The organism is Acinetobacter sp. SwsAc4, from assembly GCF_013391535.1.
In the GTDB taxonomy this organism is placed as follows: domain Bacteria; phylum Pseudomonadota; class Gammaproteobacteria; order Pseudomonadales; family Moraxellaceae; genus Acinetobacter.
In genome coordinates, this window is sequence record NZ_JACAXC010000002.1 from 99,984 (window position 1) to 117,555 (window position 17,572).

Consider the following 17,572-nt stretch of genomic DNA (forward strand, 5'->3'; position numbering starts at 1 on the left):
ATTTATGTCTCCAACAAATCCAAACCAAGCCAAAAAGCTCATCAAAGTGCCAGAAATGCGCCGTATTAAACATATCCACTTTGTTGGGATTGGTGGTGCGGGGATGTGTGGTATCGCCGAGGTATTGGCCAATCAAGGTTATAAAATTTCTGGTTCAGACATCAAAGCCTCAAAGACCATAGCGCAACTCGAAAGCAATGGTATTAAAGTTTATATTGGGCATTCGGCTGAAAATATTAAAAATGCCAATGTGCTCGTGGTATCAACTGCGATTGATCCTGAAAATCCAGAAATTAAAGCCGCGATTGAACAACGCACACCGATTGTACGCCGCGCCGAAATGCTGGGTGAGTTGATGCGTTATCGTCATGGTATTGCAGTCGCTGGAACGCATGGTAAAACCACAACTACCAGTTTATTAACAACGATGCTGGCAGAAGAAAATCTAGATCCAACTTACGTGATTGGTGGTTTGCTGAATAGCACAGGTGTCAATGCCGCACTGGGTGAAAGCCGTTTTATCGTAGCAGAAGCTGATGAGTCAGATGCATCTTTCTTGTATTTGCAACCGATGGCTGCGATCGTGACCAATATTGATGCAGATCATATGGACACCTATGAAGGTAGCTTTGATAAGTTAAAAGATACCTTTATTCAGTTCTTACATAATTTACCATTCTATGGTTTGGCAGTCGTTTGTGGTGATGATGCCAATATCCGTGAAATTCTTCCTCGTATTGGTCGTCCAACGTTGACCTATGGTTTTGGTGAAGATAACGATATTCGTGCTGTGGATGTGTTACAAGAAGGTATGCAATCGCACTTTACTGTACTACGTAAAGATCGTGAGCCATTACGTGTCACCATCAATCAGCCAGGTTTGCATAATGTCTTGAATGCATTGGCTGCGATTGGTGTGGCAACTGATGAAGGTGTTTCTGATGGTGCGATTTGCCGTGCTTTAGAAGGCTTCAGTGGAGTGGGTCGTCGCTTCCAAGTTCAAGGTGAATTTGCAGTGGGCGAAGGCTTGGTGAAATTGGTGGATGACTATGGTCACCATCCGAAAGAGGTAGAAGCCACCATTAAAGCAGCGCGTGCCAGCCATCCAGACCGTCGTTTGGTGATGTTGTTTCAACCACACCGTTTTAGTCGTACTCGTGATTGTTTTGATGATTTTGTCGATGTGTTATCACAAGTGGATCAACTGTTATTACTGGAAGTCTATCCAGCGGGTGAAAAACCGATTGTGGGGGCGGATAGTCGAGCTTTGGCACGGAGTATTCGTCTACGTGGTCAAGTTGAACCGATTCTAGTTGATCCAGTTGATGGCAATTTGCCGCATGTTTTACAAAAAGTGTTACAAGCGAATGACTTGTTATTAACACAAGGCGCGGGTAACGTGGGCGCAATTTCGGTAGAATTGGCTCAGCATCGTTTGTATGCCAAATAATTTATTTTCGTGAATATAAAAGTTTTACAGTTTTAAGGATATAAACGTGTCAAATGCTGCAAAATTCGGCAAAGTTGCTGTGTTGTTTGGTGGGAAGTCAGCTGAACGTGCTGTGTCATTGGATAGTGGTCAAGCCGTTTTAGAGGCTTTGTTGCGCTCAGGTGTGCAAGCAGAAGCATTTGATCCACAAGAGCGAAGCGTGACTGAGTTGGTCGGTTATGATCGTGCTTTTATCGTATTGCATGGTCGTGGTGGTGAAGATGGTCAGATCCAAGGTGTGTTGGAGTGGTTAAACCTTCCATACACAGGTACGGGTGTGCAGGGTTCTGCGATTGGGATGGACAAAATCAAAACCAAACAAATTTGGCAGGGTAGTGATTTACCAACCGCACCATACCGCATCATTACGAAAGACTCAGATCTGGATGCAGTCATTGCAGATCTGGGTTTGCCTGTGATTATCAAACCTGTGCACGAAGGTTCGAGTGTCGGGATGAGCAAGGTTGAGAAAGCAGAAGATTTTGCGGCTGCAATTGAAAAAGCGACACAGCATGATGCTGTGGTAATGGCTGAAAAGTGGATTACGGGTCGTGAATTCACCATTTCATTCTTGAATGGTCAGCCGTTGCCTGTGATTCGTTTACAGCCACCCGCAGACGTTGCTTTCTATGACTATGAGGCAAAGTATCAACGCAATGATGTGGAATATGGCATTCCTTGTGGTTTAAGCGAAGATGAAGAGAAAAGCTTACAAGCATTGTGTCTACGTGCTTTTCAAGCAGTCGGTGCGGAAGGTTGGGGTCGTATTGATGCAATGCAGGATGAGCAGGGCAATTTCTGGTTGTTAGAAGTCAATACCGTACCGGGAATGACCAGTCATTCTTTAGTGCCTAAAGCAGCTCAAGCCGTAGGTTATAGTTTCGATCAGCTCTGTGTTGCAATTTTAGAGCAAACTTTAACCCAATCGGCTTAATGATATATGGCTCAACTCCCTGCTTCTATGCGCCGTAAAACACGGCCAGCCATTAGCTCGATTCATGAGAAACCGCCTTCACAGAAACAAAAAATGGTGAATGCGGGTGGCTGGGCGTTGTTGATCATTGCTTTTATTGTATTGGCAATTGGTCTATATGGCTTATATAAAGTGATGACTGATGCAAAAGTCGCACAATTACAGGTGGTTGGGACTAACTCGGATATTGAAAATCAGCAGTTAGTACAATATCTAAGTCCAATGATCAAAGATAACTATTTCACTTCCGATTTAGAGCAGATTCGGGACCAGGCGTTAAAGGTCTCATGGGTTGACCGTGTCGTGGTATCACGAGCTTGGCCGAATGGGATTCGTGTAAGAGTTATGCCGCGTCACGCAATTGCGCGTTGGGGAACAGGGCGTTTGCTCAGTGACAATGGTGATGTCTTTAGTGAAGCTGTATTAAAAGTACATCCAAACTTGCCACTTTTACATGGGCCAGTCAGCCAATCCAAAATGATGATGCGTCGCTATAATGAAATTAATCAACTGTTTCATCCAGCGAATTTAAGATTAAAAGAATTGTATTTAACAGAGCGAATGACGTGGTTTATGCAGTTTGATTCAGGTCTACGGATTATTGTTGATCAAGATCAAACCATGAATAAGCTTCAACGCTTAAGCCATTTGGCACAAACGGATCTCAAACCTGTATGGTCGAAAATCTCAGCAATTGATTTGCGTTATCGAAATGGCCTTGCTATTCAATGGAAAAACGCAATCCCGCCAAAGATTGTCAATGGTCAGTTAGTTGTAACGATTGATGACACAAGCCTTGCAGGGGCAATTGAGGCAAAGCCATAATACGTGGCTTGAAAATAACAGGCAGTTTGCCCGTACTAAACAACAAAAGATATGGTAATGAAGTAATGAGTGAAGCTGTTTCCTCAGTTGTTGCGATTGATATTGGGACGCATAAAGTCTCAGTTTTGATTGGTAAGGTCCATGCACCGGATAAGATCCAAGTGATTGGCATGGCAACTGCTCGCAACCGAGGCATGGTTAAAGGCAAAATTGTGAGCTTGGATAAGGTGATTGCTGCGATTAAAAATGCAGTCTCTGAAGCCGAAGATATGGCGGAGTGTCGTATCCATAGCGCATGGGTGTCAATTCCAAGTACTGAATTGCAAAGTTTTTACGCATCAGGCCGTACACCAGTAGCTAATCATGATCATATTATTACGACAAATGAAGTGGTTAGAGCATTAGAGTTAGCCAAAGCGAGCCATGTATCGCCAGATTATTATTTTGCAAGTGCTGTTCCATTAGGCTTCGAGTTGGGCGATTCGGCTGAATGGGTGCAGAACCCAGTCAATATGTCGGCTCATAGCATGACTGGGCATTATCAATTGATGATGATGCCGATTAATACCATGCAAAACCTTGATCGTGCCATGAAAGGGGCCAATATCGGGGTAGAGAAAATGGTGGTATCTAGTTTAGCTACGGCTGAAGCTAGTTTGCTCAAAGATGAAAAAGAATATGGCGTATGCTTAGTTGATATTGGTGCAGGGATTACCAATATCGCAGTATATTTAGATGGTCGTTTAGCATTAGTACGTACCTTGCAACGTGGTGGTGAAAATGTGACCCGCGATATTGCAGCGGTTTTACAAACGACCACTGAAGAAGCTGAACGTATTAAAATTTTACATGGTTGTGTTGATCTCAGTGTAGTGAAACCTGACCATATGATTCAAGTGCAAGCGATTGATGGACAGCAGACCATTAGTCGTATTGAGCTTGCAGAAATTATTATTGCGCGTTATGAAGAAATCTTTACATTAATTCGTGAAGAGTTAGAGCATAGTGGGGCAATATATGGTTTATATCATGGTGTAGTACTCACAGGTGATGCTTGTCAAATTGAAGGTATGGTGAATTTGGCACGTCGTATGCTTGGAGTATCTGCACATTTAGGTAATCCACCTTTACAGGTCTACGCTGAAGACCAACATCTTGCTGCATTACGTCGTTCGATGTATGCGACAGCGTCAGGATTATTGATGTTTAGCCAAAGTGATTTGCAGGATGCAGTAGAAGAACCAGAAGAATCGAATGATCGAAGTTTTATGGATCGAGTGACCAATGGTTGGAATGCATTAAATAGCAAATTAAAAGCCATATTTTAAGTTGTACGTATTTTGGGGAAAATTTGTTAGGAAGTTGTAATAGTGAGCCGTTGTACTTGACAAGCTAGCTATTATTGAACAGCATCTTAACATCGGTTGTTTTAAAAATCAGGGCAGTAACGGGCTGAAGTGACTGCCATTTTATATATTAGGAAATCTAAAGGTCATGACCTCATTTGAATTGGTAGAAGATGAACTAGACGATGGCAACGGTCAAGCCCGTTTCACAGTATTTGGTGTCGGTGGTGGTGGTGGTAATGCCGTCCAACATATGGTGCAATCAGATATCCAAGGTGTAAAATTTATTTGTGCCAATACTGATAAACAGGCACTCGATAGCATGAATGCGCCTTTTAAAATTCAGATTGGTGAACAAAGTACGCGTGGTTTAGGTTGTGGTGGTAAACCAGAGATGGGGCAAATTTCTGGTGAAGAGAGTCGTGAAGTGATTCGCCAGCACCTTGAAGGCACAGATATGGTCTTTGTCACCGCGGGTATGGGTGGTGGTACTGGTACAGGTGCCGCTCCAGTGGTTGCAGAGGTCGCCAAAGAAATGGGCATCTTGACCGTGGGTGTGGTAACAACCCCGTTTAATTTTGAAGGTCGCCGCCGCCAAAAGTTAGCAGAAAAAGGTATTGAAGCTTTAGAAGAGCATGTTGATTCATTGATTATTATTCCAAACCAACGCTTACTCAGCGTTTATGGAGATATTTCAATGAAAGATGCTTATAAAAAGGCAGATGATGTATTACTTAATGCGGTACGGAGTATTTTTGATCTTGTAGTGAACCATGGTCATATGAATCTCGACTTCGCTGATCTGAAAACAGCTATGAGTACTCGCGGTTACGCAATGATGGGATCGGGTACAGGACGTGGTGAAGATCGTGCTCGTCAGGCGGCTGAACAGGCTATCCGTAGCCCGTTGCTTGATAATGTGAATCTCACTAATGCAAAAGGTGCATTGGTGAATATCACAGGTGGCGAAGATATTACTGGACGCGAAATTGACATTATTTCAGAAGTGGTCAACCAGATTGTTGATTTGGATGAAGGTGAAATTTTCTATGGTACGGTATTTGACCCAGATTCGCGTGATGAGCTGCGTGTGACTGTAATTGCAACAGGTTTGACACGTAATGCCAATGATACCGAACCCAAAAAACGTACAGTAACTCATACGCCAACAACAATCGCTAAAACCCAACAACCTGTAGATGAAGATGATGTTCCGGCGATCAGTAAACGTGCAAATGTAGACGCACCTGCTACAGCAGCGCCAAGTTCTACACCACGTTCATCGCCAATGAGTATTCAAGACTATCTGAAAAATCAGCAGCGTAAATAATAAAATCATATGTTTAGAGAAAGGGGGTAAGTAATTGCTCCCTTTTTTATTTTTTTAAAATGGCAAAATATGCTAAGTTATATCGGTTTTTGCAAATGAAGTTGTCATGGTATGGTGAAACAACGTACTCTCAAGCGTGTGGTGAAAGCGAGCGGTATTGGTCTGCATAGTGGTCAAAAGGTGCTGATTAATTTTGTTCCTCACCATATTGATGGAGGTATTATCTTTCGCCGTATTGACCTCAATCCTCCTGTAGAAATTCCTGCGAATGCTTTACTCATTCAAGAAGCATTTATGTGTTCCAATCTTGTGCGAGAAGATATAAAAGTCGGTACGATTGAGCATGTGATGAGTGCTATAGCGGGATTAGGCATTGATAATTTAATCATCGAGGTCTCTGCTTCTGAAGTACCTATTATGGATGGCAGTGCAGGTCCATTTATCTATTTACTCATGCAAGGTGAGTTAGCAGAGCAAGATGCACCAAAGAAATTTATTAGAATTCTAAAACCTGTTGAAGCACTTATTGAAGATAAGCGTGCTATTTTCACCCCGCATTCAGGTTTTCAACTCAATTTTACGATTGATTTTGATCATCCCGCATTTGCTAAAGAATACCAATCCGTGTCGATTGATTTTTCAACGGAAACTTTTGTATACGAAGTCAGTGAAGCGCGAACTTTTGGCTTTATGAAAGATCTTGATTATTTAAAGGCGAATAATCTGGCTTTAGGGGCGAGTTTAGAGAACGCGATTGGTGTTGATGATACAGGTGTGGTCAATGAAGAGGGATTACGCTTTGCTGATGAGTTCGTGCGTCATAAGATTTTAGATGCTGTTGGTGATTTATATTTATTGGGTCATCAGGTAATTGCTAAGTTTGATGGCTATAAATCAGGGCATGCACTCAATAATCAGCTGTTACGCAATGTTCAAAATGATCCGAGCAGTTATGAAATTGTAACATTTAATAACGATAATGATTGTCCAATTTCTTATGTGAGTGTGATATAAGTCATTGTCTTTTATTGGTTATGTTATATTATAACAATAAAAGTTGAGATTTAGTTCACATAAAATAAGTGTATATTTCAATACCTAAGATAAGTAGTTTACTTTTTATTGCTTGCCAAACGTAGTAAAGCTTGGCTAAGCTTAGGGTCGCTCACATATTCAGCGGCGCTGCGTAACTGCTCTTGGGTTTCTGAAGAAAGTGTTTTAGATGGGGGAGAAGGTTCACGAGGAACATTCATTTTGTTTCTTAGGCGAACTTGGATTTTTCGTAAGTCTTTGAGTCCTTCTAATTGAGCTAACTGCGCAACATAGTTGCTTTGTAAATAGCTGAGTTGACTAATCATCGCTTGATTTTCACCAGTTATGATCAGAACGCCATGTTGATAACAAACAACCTGCCATTGCTCTGGTTGGGGCAGTATAGGTTGAATAATTTTCGTAAGTTGTTTCCATCGAGTCACTTGCGTAGTCAGAAACGTTAAGTTTCCAGTTTTTATGTGTTGTCCTTTCTGTTGAAAAACGTTGCTAGGTTCAGACATGTTAACTTCCTTCGAGGTTATCGGCTCATCTTAAGCGTTCATTTTAACTGTTATCAAGGAAGAGATGATAAAGGAACTATTTAAGGACTGTTTCAAGAGGTTTTTTTATGCATATGCGTCGTATTTTACTTGCATTCTCACTCGCTGCTTCAGCCGCTTCGGTTGCTTTTGCAGATTATCAAAATATTGGTCAAGCAACAGATGGTGACCGCATAGAGCAATTATCTAAAACCTTAGCACAAGGTTCTTATAGCCATCCTGATGATATTGATTTGCCTGCCGTATCGAATGTATCAGTTAAATTGCGCGAAAAAACCATTGAATTGAATAATGCTACGATCGAAAGAAAATATGGTCGTTCAGCGATTTCATCGACTGCCGAAGATAATGCACCATCTTTTTCAGCAAATACAGGTTATTCGTGGTTAGTTAATCACCCACTTCAAGAAGGGCGGGTAAGTTCAACATGGGGTAACCGCACCTTATTAGGAACGACACGTCATCATTCGGGTGTTGATTTAGCGGCACCATCAGGTACACCTATTTATTCAACAGGTTCTGGTGTTGTAACCAAATCAGGTTGGGGGTCAGGTTATGGTCAATATGTTGAAATCGATCATGGCAACGGTTATATCACTCGTTATGCTCACGCCTCACGCTTAATGGTGAATGCGGGTGATCGCGTTAGTGCAGGCGAACATATTGCCAATGTAGGCTGTACTGGACGTTGTACAGGACCACATTTGCATTTTGAAGTTGTCAAAAATGGTCAACGTAAAAATCCAACAACTTATCTTGCCATGTTGCCTTAAGCTAATTTGTTAACAGTTGTATATTAAATTTAAAAAGAAAGCGCCTTAATTGGCGTTTTTTTATGTTTTTTGTTTCATTTGAGTCAATGACTATTTAGCAAGAAAATATTAAGGGAATTTGTATTCATTTGGGGCGATACCTCCATAGCACCAAAACATGATAAATATATAAGGTCAAAATAACTTAAGGGAAAAGGTGAATTGTATGGCGTTTTATGGCGACTCAGACGCGCAGGAAACCCAGGAATGGCAAGAAGCATTTGATTCAGTATTACAACATATGGGCACGGAACGCGCCGCATTCTTATTAGAAAAACTTTATCAACAGGCTATTGCAAAACATGTTCCGATCCAACGCTTAAATACACCTTATCTCAATACGATTTCTGTTGAAGAACAACCAGCGATGCCAGGCGACCAAGATATGGAGCGTCGTATTCGTGCTTTGATTCGTTGGAATGCCTTGGCGATGGTATTACGTGCCAATAAAACAGGCGATGATCTTGGTGGGCATCTTGCCAGCTTCGCATCTTCCGCCACTTTGTACGATGTGGGCTTTAACCATTTCTTTCGTGCTGCCTCGGACAATTTCGGCGGTGACATGATTTATTACCAAGGACACTGTGCCCCTGGTATTTACGCACGTTCATTTTTGGAAGGGCGTTTAACCGAAGATCAGCTCAATAATTTCCGCCGTGAAGTGGGTGGTAATGGTCTTCCGAGTTATCCACATCCGTATTTAATGCCGGACTATTGGCAATTCCCAACTGTATCCATGGGTTTGGGTCCAATTATGTCGATTTACCAAGCACACATTCAAAAGTACTTGATGAATCGTGGTTTGATCAAAGAAGAAAATCGTAAAGTCTGGGCATATCTGGGCGATGGTGAGATGGATGAGCCAGAAAGTACGGGTGCAATTTCACTTGCTGGTCGTGAAAAGCTGGATAACCTGATTTGGGTGGTGAACTGTAACTTACAGCGTCTCGATGGTCCTGTACGTGGTAACGGTAAAATTATTCAAGAATTAGAATCTTTATTCCGTGGTGCGGGATGGCGTGTGATTAAAGTGGTGTGGGGCCGTCATTGGGATCCACTACTGGCTAAAGACAGCACTGGTGCTTTAAAAGCGGTTATGGAAGAAACACTGGATGGCGAATACCAACGCTTACAAGTGAAGGGCGGTGCATATGCACGCGAAAAATTCTTTGGTAAATACCCAGAAGCGGCTGAGTTGATTAAAGACCTAAGCGATGAAGATATTGATAATCTAAATCGTGGTGGTCATGACCCTTACAAAGTTTTTGCAGCCTATGCAGAAGCATGTACAGCCAAAGGTCAACCAACTGTAATCTTAGCGAAAACTGTTAAAGGTTATGGCTTGTCTGATGAAATTGAAGCAGTAAACAAAACGCATCAAATCAAAAAGATGCAAATCGACTCTTTAAAATATGTACGTGATCGCTTCAATTTGCCATTTAACGATGAGCAATTAGAAGAAGTACCTTTCTATCGTCCAAGCGAAAACTCGCCTGAATTGAAATATATGAAGGCGCGTCGTGAAGCGTTAGGCGGTTATCTACCTGCACGTCGTAAAGAGAGTGAAACTTTAGCGATTCCTGAATTATCAGTATTTGATGCTGTATTAAATGGCTCTGGCGGTAAAGAGCAATCGACCACGATGCTGATGGTTCGTTTAATTGCTGCATTATTGAAAGAAAAAGCAATTAAAGACCGTGTCGTTCCAATCGTTCCAGACGAAGCACGTACTTTCGGTTTAGAAGGGATGTTCCGTCAGCTCGGTATTTATGCTGCGCATGGTCAAAAATATACGCCTGAAGATCAAGAACAGTTGATGCATTATCGTGAAGCAAGTGACGGTCACATGCTGCAAGAGGGGATTAACGAAGCAGGTGCGATGAGTGCGTGGGCTGCATTGGCAACCAGTTATTCAACCAATAACTTGCCGATGATTCCAATGTACATGTACTACTCAATGTTTGGTTTCCAACGTATTGGGGATATTGCATGGGCTGCGGGTGATGCGCAGGCACAAGGTTTCTTACTTGGTGCGACTGCTGGCCGTACCACATTGAATGGTGAAGGTTTACAGCACCAAGATGGTCATTCACATATCTTGGCGAACACCATTCCAAACTGTGTATCTTATGATCCATGTTTTGGTTATGAATTGGCTGTGATCGTACACGATGGTTTACAACGCATGTATGTGAACCAAGAGCGAGTGTTCTATTACTTAACCGTAATGAACGAAAACTACGAGCATCCTGCAATGCCAGAAGGCGCTGAGGAAGGCATTAAACGTGGTATGTACTTGTTCGAAAAAGATGAAAAAGCAACAGTTCAATTATTGGGTTCAGGTGTCATTCTTCGTGAGGTGATCAAAGCTGCGAAAATCTTACTTGATGAATACCAAATCCATTCAAACGTTTGGAGTGTAACCAGCTTCAATGAGTTGTCACGTGATGGGATGGCATGTGAAGAATATAACCGCTTACACCCGCTTGCGCTTGCTGAAGAAGTGAAAGAATCTTGGGTATCTAAACAGTTACGTGGTACTGAAGGTATTGTTGTTTCTGCGACAGACCATATGCGTGCGTACAGTGAACAAATCCGTGCATATTTACCAGATGGTCGTCCATTTGTTGCATTAGGTACAGATGGTTACGGCCGTTCAGATACACGTGCCAACTTACGTAGTTTCTTTGGTGTTGATGCTGCACATATCGTGGTTGCGACTTTGAAAAAATTAGCGGACGAAGGTGAGGTAGATGCACGTTTAGTGAAAGATGCAATTTCTAATTTTGAATTAGATACGGATCGTCCAGTGGCATGGGCGCCACAAGCGCATCCAGAAGTCCAGGCAGTTGCTGAATACAATGAAACACAAACAGGTGAGGGGAAATAATTATGCAAATCCAAGCACCTGATATTGGCGTAGATAAAGCACTTGTTGCAGAAATCTTGGTCAAAGTCGGCGATCATGTTGCAGTTGACGATAGCCTTCTAGTTTTAGAGTCAGATAAAGCAACGGTAGAAGTACCAAGCACTGCGGCAGGGATCATTAAAAGTATTCTGGTTCAACAGGGCGATGAAGTGACTGAAGGCATCGCATTGATTGAGTTAGAGTCTGAGTCTGCCGCTGAAGCACCTGCAAACGATGCACCGAAGTCAGAAGCGCCAAAAGCAGAAGTAAAACCTGTCGAAGCTGAAACAAAAGCACAACCAGTTGCTGCTCCAACAGAGACAGCAAGCCAGATTGTGGATGTAAAAGTTCCCGATATCGGTGTGGAAAAAGCGCTGGTTGCAGAAGTATTGGTCAAAGTGGGTGATCAGATTGAACCTGAACAAAGTATTGTGGTGGTTGAATCGGACAAAGCGACTGTAGAAGTCCCAAGCTCGGTTGCGGGGATTGTGGAAGCGATCCAGATTAAAGAAGGCGATAGCATTAAGGAAGGTGTGGTCTTGATTCAGGTCAAGACTGCAAGTTTGGCTGCTGCACCAGAACCACAAGCAACTCCAACTCAAACAGAAGCGCCAGTCGCAACGACTGAGGTACCAGTTGCAACGAATAGCTCAACGGGTCATGTTGAAATTGAAATACCTGATCTAGGTGTAGAAAAAGCTCTTGTTTCAGAAATTTTGGTCAATGTTGGTGATCGTGTTGAAGCTCAACAAAGCCTATGCGTGGTTGAATCAGATAAGGCATCGGTTGAAGTACCAAGCTCGGTTGCAGGGATTGTGAAAGCAATCCATGTGTCTGCGAATCAAGAAGTTCGTCAAGGCATGGCATTAGCAACGATTGAAGTGAGTGGCTCGACCACTGCACCAAAAGCTCAACCAACCGCTACGCCTGCGACTCAAGTAGTACCAGCAAAACCACAGGCGGCAGCGACAGCAGCCCCAAGTGCGCCTGCACAAGCTGAGAAACTGACCAAAGCGCAAGAAGCTGACAATGCCAAGGTGTATGCGGGTCCAGCCGTGCGTAAACTGGCACGTGAGTTAGGTGTTGTTCTTGGGCAGGTCAAAGCATCAGGTGAGCACGGTCGTGTGATGAAGGACGATGTCTTTGCTTATGTGAAAACACGTCTGACCGCACCACAACCGACTGCTGCAACGCAAGCCGCTCCAGTGGCTTCAGGCTTGCCGAAGTTACCAGACTTTAGTTCATTTGGTGGCGGTGAAGTGAAAGCGATGACGCGTTTACAGCAAGTGTCTGTGCCACAGCTGTCATTGAATAACTTTATTCCGCAAGTGACGCAGTTTGACTTGGCGGATATTACCGAGCTTGAAGCATGGCGTGGCGAACTGAAAGATGGCTTTAAAAAACAAGGCTTGAGCTTAACCATCTTGGCCTTTATTGCCAAAGCGGTTGCGCACTTGTTAAAAGAAGAGCCGTATTTTGCGGGGCATTTGGCTGATGATCAGAAGTCAGTATTATTGCGTAACGAAATTCATATGGGTATTGCGGTTGCAACCCCAGATGGTTTAACAGTGCCTGTATTACGTAATCCTGATCAAAAATCAATTAAGCAAATTGCAGCAGAATTGGCTGAACTCAGCCAAAAAGCCCGTGATCGTAAATTGTCACCGAAAGATCTACAAGGTGCCAATTTTACCATTACCAGCTTAGGCAGTATTGGTGGTACTGCATTTACGCCGTTGGTCAATTGGCCGCAAATCGCGATTTTAGGTATATCCCCTGCAACCATGCAACCTGTGTGGAATGGTAAAGACTTTGATCCGCGCTTAATGTTGCCGTTGTCATTGTCTTATGACCACCGTGTGATTAATGGTGCTGACGCAGCACGTTTTACCAATAAGTTGACCAAGCTTTTAAAAGATATTCGTAGCCTATTGCTCTAGTACTTTTTAACGATGGAAACCTCGCATATGCGAGGTTTTCTATTTTATAGCATTAAAAAATCGACTTTATTTGTGCAAGCTTTTGTCTAAAATTAATATAGTTGAAAGAAGTATTTATTCGGAATAAGGAGCAAGGATGTTAATCATTTATCGAGTTGTATTACCGATATTACTGATTATTTTTGTATTAATGGGCTTGTAGGTCAATTTTCTACATTTTGCATCAGATTGGGTGATGTACATCGTCATGGGTTTGGAAGTGTTAGCTGCAACAATTGTGGTTAGCATGGAATATCAAGCTCAAAATGTTGGCGGTGCAAGTGGTTGGGGGATTTTTGGTTTTTTTGGCTTGAGTGTGAATTTAGCTTTGTTATTGGGGATTGCCCGTTTGCTAATTTGGGGTTACCAAAAATTTTGGGCGTAGTGATTTAAAAAATTTAAAGAGTTTGATAAACTAATATCACTTCATTGGGGAGTAGCCGCTCTTTACGCAAAGTAAAGAGGTGATGGTCAACATAATTGTTCCACAGAACATGGTCATCATAGCAAAGAACCAAGAACAGCTGTTTAGCTGTGCTTTTGTTGGCAAGACCTTTGATTTACCACTCTGCATCAATCTACTTGATTTTGGCTAGCAGGAGGGGTAGGTCATCGGTATATTTTGCTAGCCAGAGCATTCAACTATGTATGAATTCCTCATCTCCACATCAATTGTTGCCCTTGCTGAAATGGGCGATAAAACGCAATTGCTGGCATTATTACTCGCCGCACGTTTCCGTAAACCCGTTCCGATTTTAATTGCAATTTTACTGGCTACCACGATTAATCATGGTATCTCTGCAGTATTAGGTCAATGGATTACGACTGTCCTAAGTCCTGAAATTCTATTATGGATTTTGGCACTTGGTTTTATCGGTATGGCGATTTGGATGCTCATTCCTGATGAATTAGGGGATGAAACTGAAAGTATTAATAAATGGCAAAAATTCGGCGTATTTGGTGCAACTTTTATTCTATTTTTCTTGGCTGAAATTGGTGATAAAACCCAAATTGCTACAGTTGCTTTAGCTGCACGTTTTGACAGTATTTTTTGGGTCATGTGTGGTACAACGCTTGGCATGATGTTAGCGAATGCGCCAGCAGTATTTATCGGCGATAAGTTAGCAGATAAGTTACCAATTTCACTTATTCATAAAATTGGTGCTGCCATTTTCTTAGTCGTTGGTGTTTCAACTTTGGTACAGCATTATTTCTTCTAATTAAGTTTTAAATTGCAAAAAAGATCCATCATTTATGCATGGATCTTTTTTGCATAAATTATGATAAAAATACAATATCTGATTGAAACAATAATAAAATCCCATTATTTTATCAAGGAATTAAAATATTTCATATTTAAAGAATTTTTATGGGGTTGATATGAGTTTTGAGCGGACTACGTCGCAAATACTATTTGATAATGGTACGCATAAATGCATTAGTTTTACTAGTTTGGTCAAGGGCGAAGGCATTCAAGCCAATCAATTTTTAATTATTGATCACGATCGTGCAGCGGTTCTAGATCCAGGTGGTGATCTGACCTATGTTCCTTTAACCATGGAGTTAAACCGCTATACCAAATTGAAAAATTTGGATTATGTGATGGCATCCCATCAAGACCCCGATATTATTACTTCGATGCCACGTTGGTTAGTTTATACCGATGCGAAAGTAGTGGCATCTAAATTATGGGCACGCTTTTTACCGCATTTAAACTCAGCATTTATGAGTGATCGAATGAAAGGGAATTGGGAAGATCGCTTAATTGAGCTTGCCGATACTGGACAAGTGATTCCTTTAGGTGAATCAGCAATCGTAGCGATTCCTGCTCACTTTTTGCATTCGGTGGGCAACTTCCAGTTTTATGATCCAGTCGCCAAAATTCTTTTTTCAGGGGATATGGGTGCCTCAATTGTTGATGATGCCAGCCAGCCGATTTCCGATTTTGAAGCTCACATCAAGAAGATGAAAGGCTTCCACCAGCGTTATATGTGTTCCAACAAGGTCATCCGTTTATGGGTGAATATGGTTCGCCAGATGGACCTCGACATGATTGTGCCGCAGCATGGCACCGCATTTGTTGGAAAAGAGATGATCAACCAGTTTCTGGACTGGATTGAGGGTCTGGAATGTGGAGTGGACCTGATGAATGAGTATGTGTTTAGTTGTCCTACCTAAATGAATTCATAATATTTTTTCTATAAATCTATTGTGTTCATCAACAACTTTTCTTAGGATTCAAGTTACAAAAAATTAATTTGATAACGAGAATTTTAAGAAAAATGTTGTCTCAAGTTGCAAGCTCAGATGCATGCGTGAGTTGTGGTGCATGCTGTGCAAATTATCGTGTTTCTTTTTATTGGGCTGAAGCAGAACGGATGCCTGCAAACATGGTCGAACCGCTCACAGCCGTTTATTCTTGTATGAAAGGTACCAACCAAGCTCAAGTCAAATGTATCGCATTACAAGGAGAAGTAGGACAGCAAGTCAGTTGTTCGATCTACGTCATTCGAAGCTCAACGTGTAAAGAGGTTCAGATTGCGGATGATCATTGTAATAAAGCACGACTTGCGCACAATCTCATCCCATTGATTAATATTGAACAACAAGATTCAGAAAATAATGAGAATTATGATCAAGTTTGTTAACTGCATCGATGTTGCTTAAATGACATAAGGCGTCGTAGTGAAGCGTTTCTACGCGCTTATCAAATTATTTTCATCATAGAAAATGAAAATCACATCGAAATTTGTTTATAATAGCTCACGGAAATTACCAGTGAGATTGTTATGCTGACCATCGTTCAAGAAGCGTTAACCTTCGATGATGTCTTATTACTTCCTGCCTACTCAACTGTTCTCCCAAAAGATGTCTCCTTAAAGACACGTTTAACTCGCGGAATTCAACTGAATATCCCTCTCGTTTCTGCTGCAATGGATACGGTGACTGAGTCTCGTATGGCGATTGCAATGGCGCAAAATGGTGGTATTGGTATTTTGCATAAAAACATGGATATCGCTGCACAAGCTGCGGAAGTACGCCGTGTAAAAAAATTCGAAGCTGGAATGGTGAAAGACCCAATCACAGTAACACCTGAAACGACAGTACGTGAACTTATTGCAATTACCCAAGCGAATAATATTAGCGGTGTACCTGTTGTAAAAGATGGCAAAGTTGTGGGTATTGTCACAGGTCGTGATACACGTTTTGAAACCAATCTTGAACAACCAGTAAGCAACATCATGACAGGTCAAGACCGTTTAGTGACTGTTCGTGAAGGTGAGTCGAAAGAAAATATTCAAGCATTGCTACAAAAGCATCGTATTGAAAAAGTTCTAGTTGTTGGTGAACACAATGAACTCAAAGGTTTAATTACAGTCACTGACTTCCGTAAAGCGGAAAGCTATCCAAGCAGCTGTAAAGATGACCTTGGTCGTTTACGTGTGGGTGCTGCGGTCGGTACAGGTGTAGAAACACCAAGCCGTGTGGAAGCATTAGTCGATGCGGGTGTAGATGTGATTGTCGTAGATACGGCACACGGTCACTCAGCGGGCGTAATTGAACGTGTACGTTGGGTAAAAACAAATTATCCACAAGTTCAAGTGATTGGTGGAAACATTGCAACAGGTGATGCAGCTTTAGCATTGTTAGATGCAGGTGCAGATGCCGTTAAAGTGGGTATTGGTCCTGGTTCGATCTGTACGACACGTATTGTGGCAGGTATTGGTATGCCGCAGATTTCGGCAATTGATAGTGTTGCCAATGCACTAAAAGATCAAATTCCATTGATCGCAGATGGCGGTATTCGTTTCTCTGGCGATATGGCGAAAGCGATTGGCGCAGGTGCGAGCACAATCATGGTCGGTTCACTCCTTGCTGGTACTGAAGAAGCGCCAGGTGAAGTTGAATTTTTCCAAGGTCGTTACTATAAAGCGTATCGTGGTATGGGTTCATTGGGTGCAATGGCGGGAGCAACAGGTTCTGCTGACCGTTATTTCCAAGACTCTAAAGCGGGTGCTGAAAAGTTGGTCCCAGAAGGCATCGAAGGTCGTGTTCCATATAAAGGTCCAATGGGCAATATCATCCATCAAATGATGGGTGGTTTACGTTCTTCTATGGGCTATACAGGTTCATCTGTGATTGAAGATCTTCGTCAAAATGCAAAATTTGTGAAAATTACTTCGGCAGGCATGTCTGAATCACATGTTCATGATGTGACGATTACTAAAGAAGCACCAAACTATCGTGTAGGTTGATCTTTAGTAATTTTGGCAATAAAAAAACCGTCAGTGCACTGACGGTTTTTTTGTTTTGGTGT

Annotated in this window: 14 protein-coding genes, 1 pseudogene and 1 riboswitch; of the genes and pseudogenes, 14 read left to right on the plus strand and 1 reads right to left on the minus strand. The window is 42.1% G+C overall.

What is annotated here, in order from left to right; genetic code table 11:
• Positions 1-4: 4 nt before the first annotated feature.
• From murC to lpxC, 6 genes are all read left to right on the plus strand, one after another.
• Positions 5-1,450 carry a UDP-N-acetylmuramate--L-alanine ligase gene (gene murC, locus HYG88_RS01830; RefSeq protein ID WP_178882465.1) on the plus strand — a complete coding sequence of 482 codons (1,446 nt, stop codon included), beginning with the start codon at positions 5-7 and terminating at the stop codon, positions 1,448-1,450.
• A 46-nt stretch (positions 1,451-1,496) separates the two neighbouring features.
• Entirely contained in the window at positions 1,497-2,423 is a 927-nt protein-coding gene (locus HYG88_RS01835) for a D-alanine--D-alanine ligase (protein WP_178882466.1), read from the plus strand.
• 6 nt (positions 2,424-2,429) lie between these two features.
• Positions 2,430-3,287, plus strand: a complete 858-nt coding sequence (locus HYG88_RS01840) for a cell division protein FtsQ/DivIB (protein ID WP_178882467.1) — start codon at positions 2,430-2,432, stop codon at positions 3,285-3,287.
• A 65-nt stretch (positions 3,288-3,352) separates the two neighbouring features.
• Positions 3,353-4,615, plus strand: coding sequence for a cell division protein FtsA (ftsA, locus tag HYG88_RS01845; RefSeq protein WP_087543588.1), 1,263 nt, complete (start codon positions 3,353-3,355; stop codon positions 4,613-4,615).
• Between the two features lie 166 nt (positions 4,616-4,781).
• Positions 4,782-5,963 carry a cell division protein FtsZ gene (ftsZ, locus tag HYG88_RS01850; protein WP_005156855.1) on the plus strand — a complete coding sequence of 394 codons (1,182 nt, stop codon included), beginning with the start codon at positions 4,782-4,784 and terminating at the stop codon, positions 5,961-5,963.
• A gap of 111 nt (positions 5,964-6,074) precedes the next feature.
• The gene (gene lpxC / locus HYG88_RS01855; protein ID WP_005156853.1) at positions 6,075-6,977 is read left to right on the plus strand and encodes a UDP-3-O-acyl-N-acetylglucosamine deacetylase; all 903 of its coding nucleotides are present in this window, start codon (positions 6,075-6,077) and stop codon (positions 6,975-6,977) included.
• A 98-nt stretch (positions 6,978-7,075) separates the two neighbouring features.
• Here lpxC and HYG88_RS01860 read toward each other — a convergent pair whose 3' ends face one another.
• The gene (locus tag HYG88_RS01860; RefSeq protein WP_005156852.1) at positions 7,076-7,516 is read right to left on the minus strand and encodes a hypothetical protein; all 441 of its coding nucleotides are present in this window, start codon (positions 7,514-7,516) and stop codon (positions 7,076-7,078) included.
• A gap of 107 nt (positions 7,517-7,623) precedes the next feature.
• Between HYG88_RS01860 and HYG88_RS01865 the strand changes: the two genes are divergently transcribed.
• The 8 genes and pseudogenes from HYG88_RS01865 (at position 7,624) to guaB (ending at position 17,510) form a co-directional block, all read left to right on the plus strand.
• Entirely contained in the window at positions 7,624-8,328 is a 705-nt protein-coding gene (locus HYG88_RS01865; RefSeq protein ID WP_178882468.1) for a M23 family metallopeptidase, read from the plus strand.
• A 205-nt stretch (positions 8,329-8,533) separates the two neighbouring features.
• Positions 8,534-11,257: a pyruvate dehydrogenase (acetyl-transferring), homodimeric type gene (gene aceE, locus HYG88_RS01870; RefSeq protein ID WP_178882469.1), complete on the plus strand. Its 2,724-nt coding sequence runs from the start codon at positions 8,534-8,536 to the stop codon at positions 11,255-11,257.
• Positions 11,258-11,259: 2 nt separating this feature from the next.
• Entirely contained in the window at positions 11,260-13,215 is a 1,956-nt protein-coding gene (locus HYG88_RS01875; RefSeq protein WP_005156849.1) for a 2-oxo acid dehydrogenase subunit E2, read from the plus strand.
• Between the two features lie 136 nt (positions 13,216-13,351).
• A pseudogene (locus HYG88_RS01880) lies at positions 13,352-13,639 on the plus strand (hypothetical protein).
• 34 nt (positions 13,640-13,673) lie between these two features.
• A riboswitch (yybP-ykoY riboswitch) is annotated at positions 13,674-13,814 on the plus strand.
• An 84-nt stretch (positions 13,815-13,898) separates the two neighbouring features.
• Positions 13,899-14,474 carry a TMEM165/GDT1 family protein gene (locus tag HYG88_RS01885; protein WP_004659895.1) on the plus strand — a complete coding sequence of 192 codons (576 nt, stop codon included), beginning with the start codon at positions 13,899-13,901 and terminating at the stop codon, positions 14,472-14,474.
• A gap of 160 nt (positions 14,475-14,634) precedes the next feature.
• Complete coding sequence (locus HYG88_RS01890; protein WP_005156846.1) at positions 14,635-15,432, plus strand: MBL fold metallo-hydrolase; 798 nt, start codon at positions 14,635-14,637, stop codon at positions 15,430-15,432.
• Between the two features lie 104 nt (positions 15,433-15,536).
• Entirely contained in the window at positions 15,537-15,902 is a 366-nt protein-coding gene (locus HYG88_RS01895) for a YkgJ family cysteine cluster protein (protein ID WP_005156844.1), read from the plus strand.
• 141 nt (positions 15,903-16,043) lie between these two features.
• Entirely contained in the window at positions 16,044-17,510 is a 1,467-nt protein-coding gene (guaB, locus tag HYG88_RS01900; protein ID WP_004659900.1) for an IMP dehydrogenase, read from the plus strand.
• The last annotated feature ends 62 nt before the right edge of the window (positions 17,511-17,572 follow it).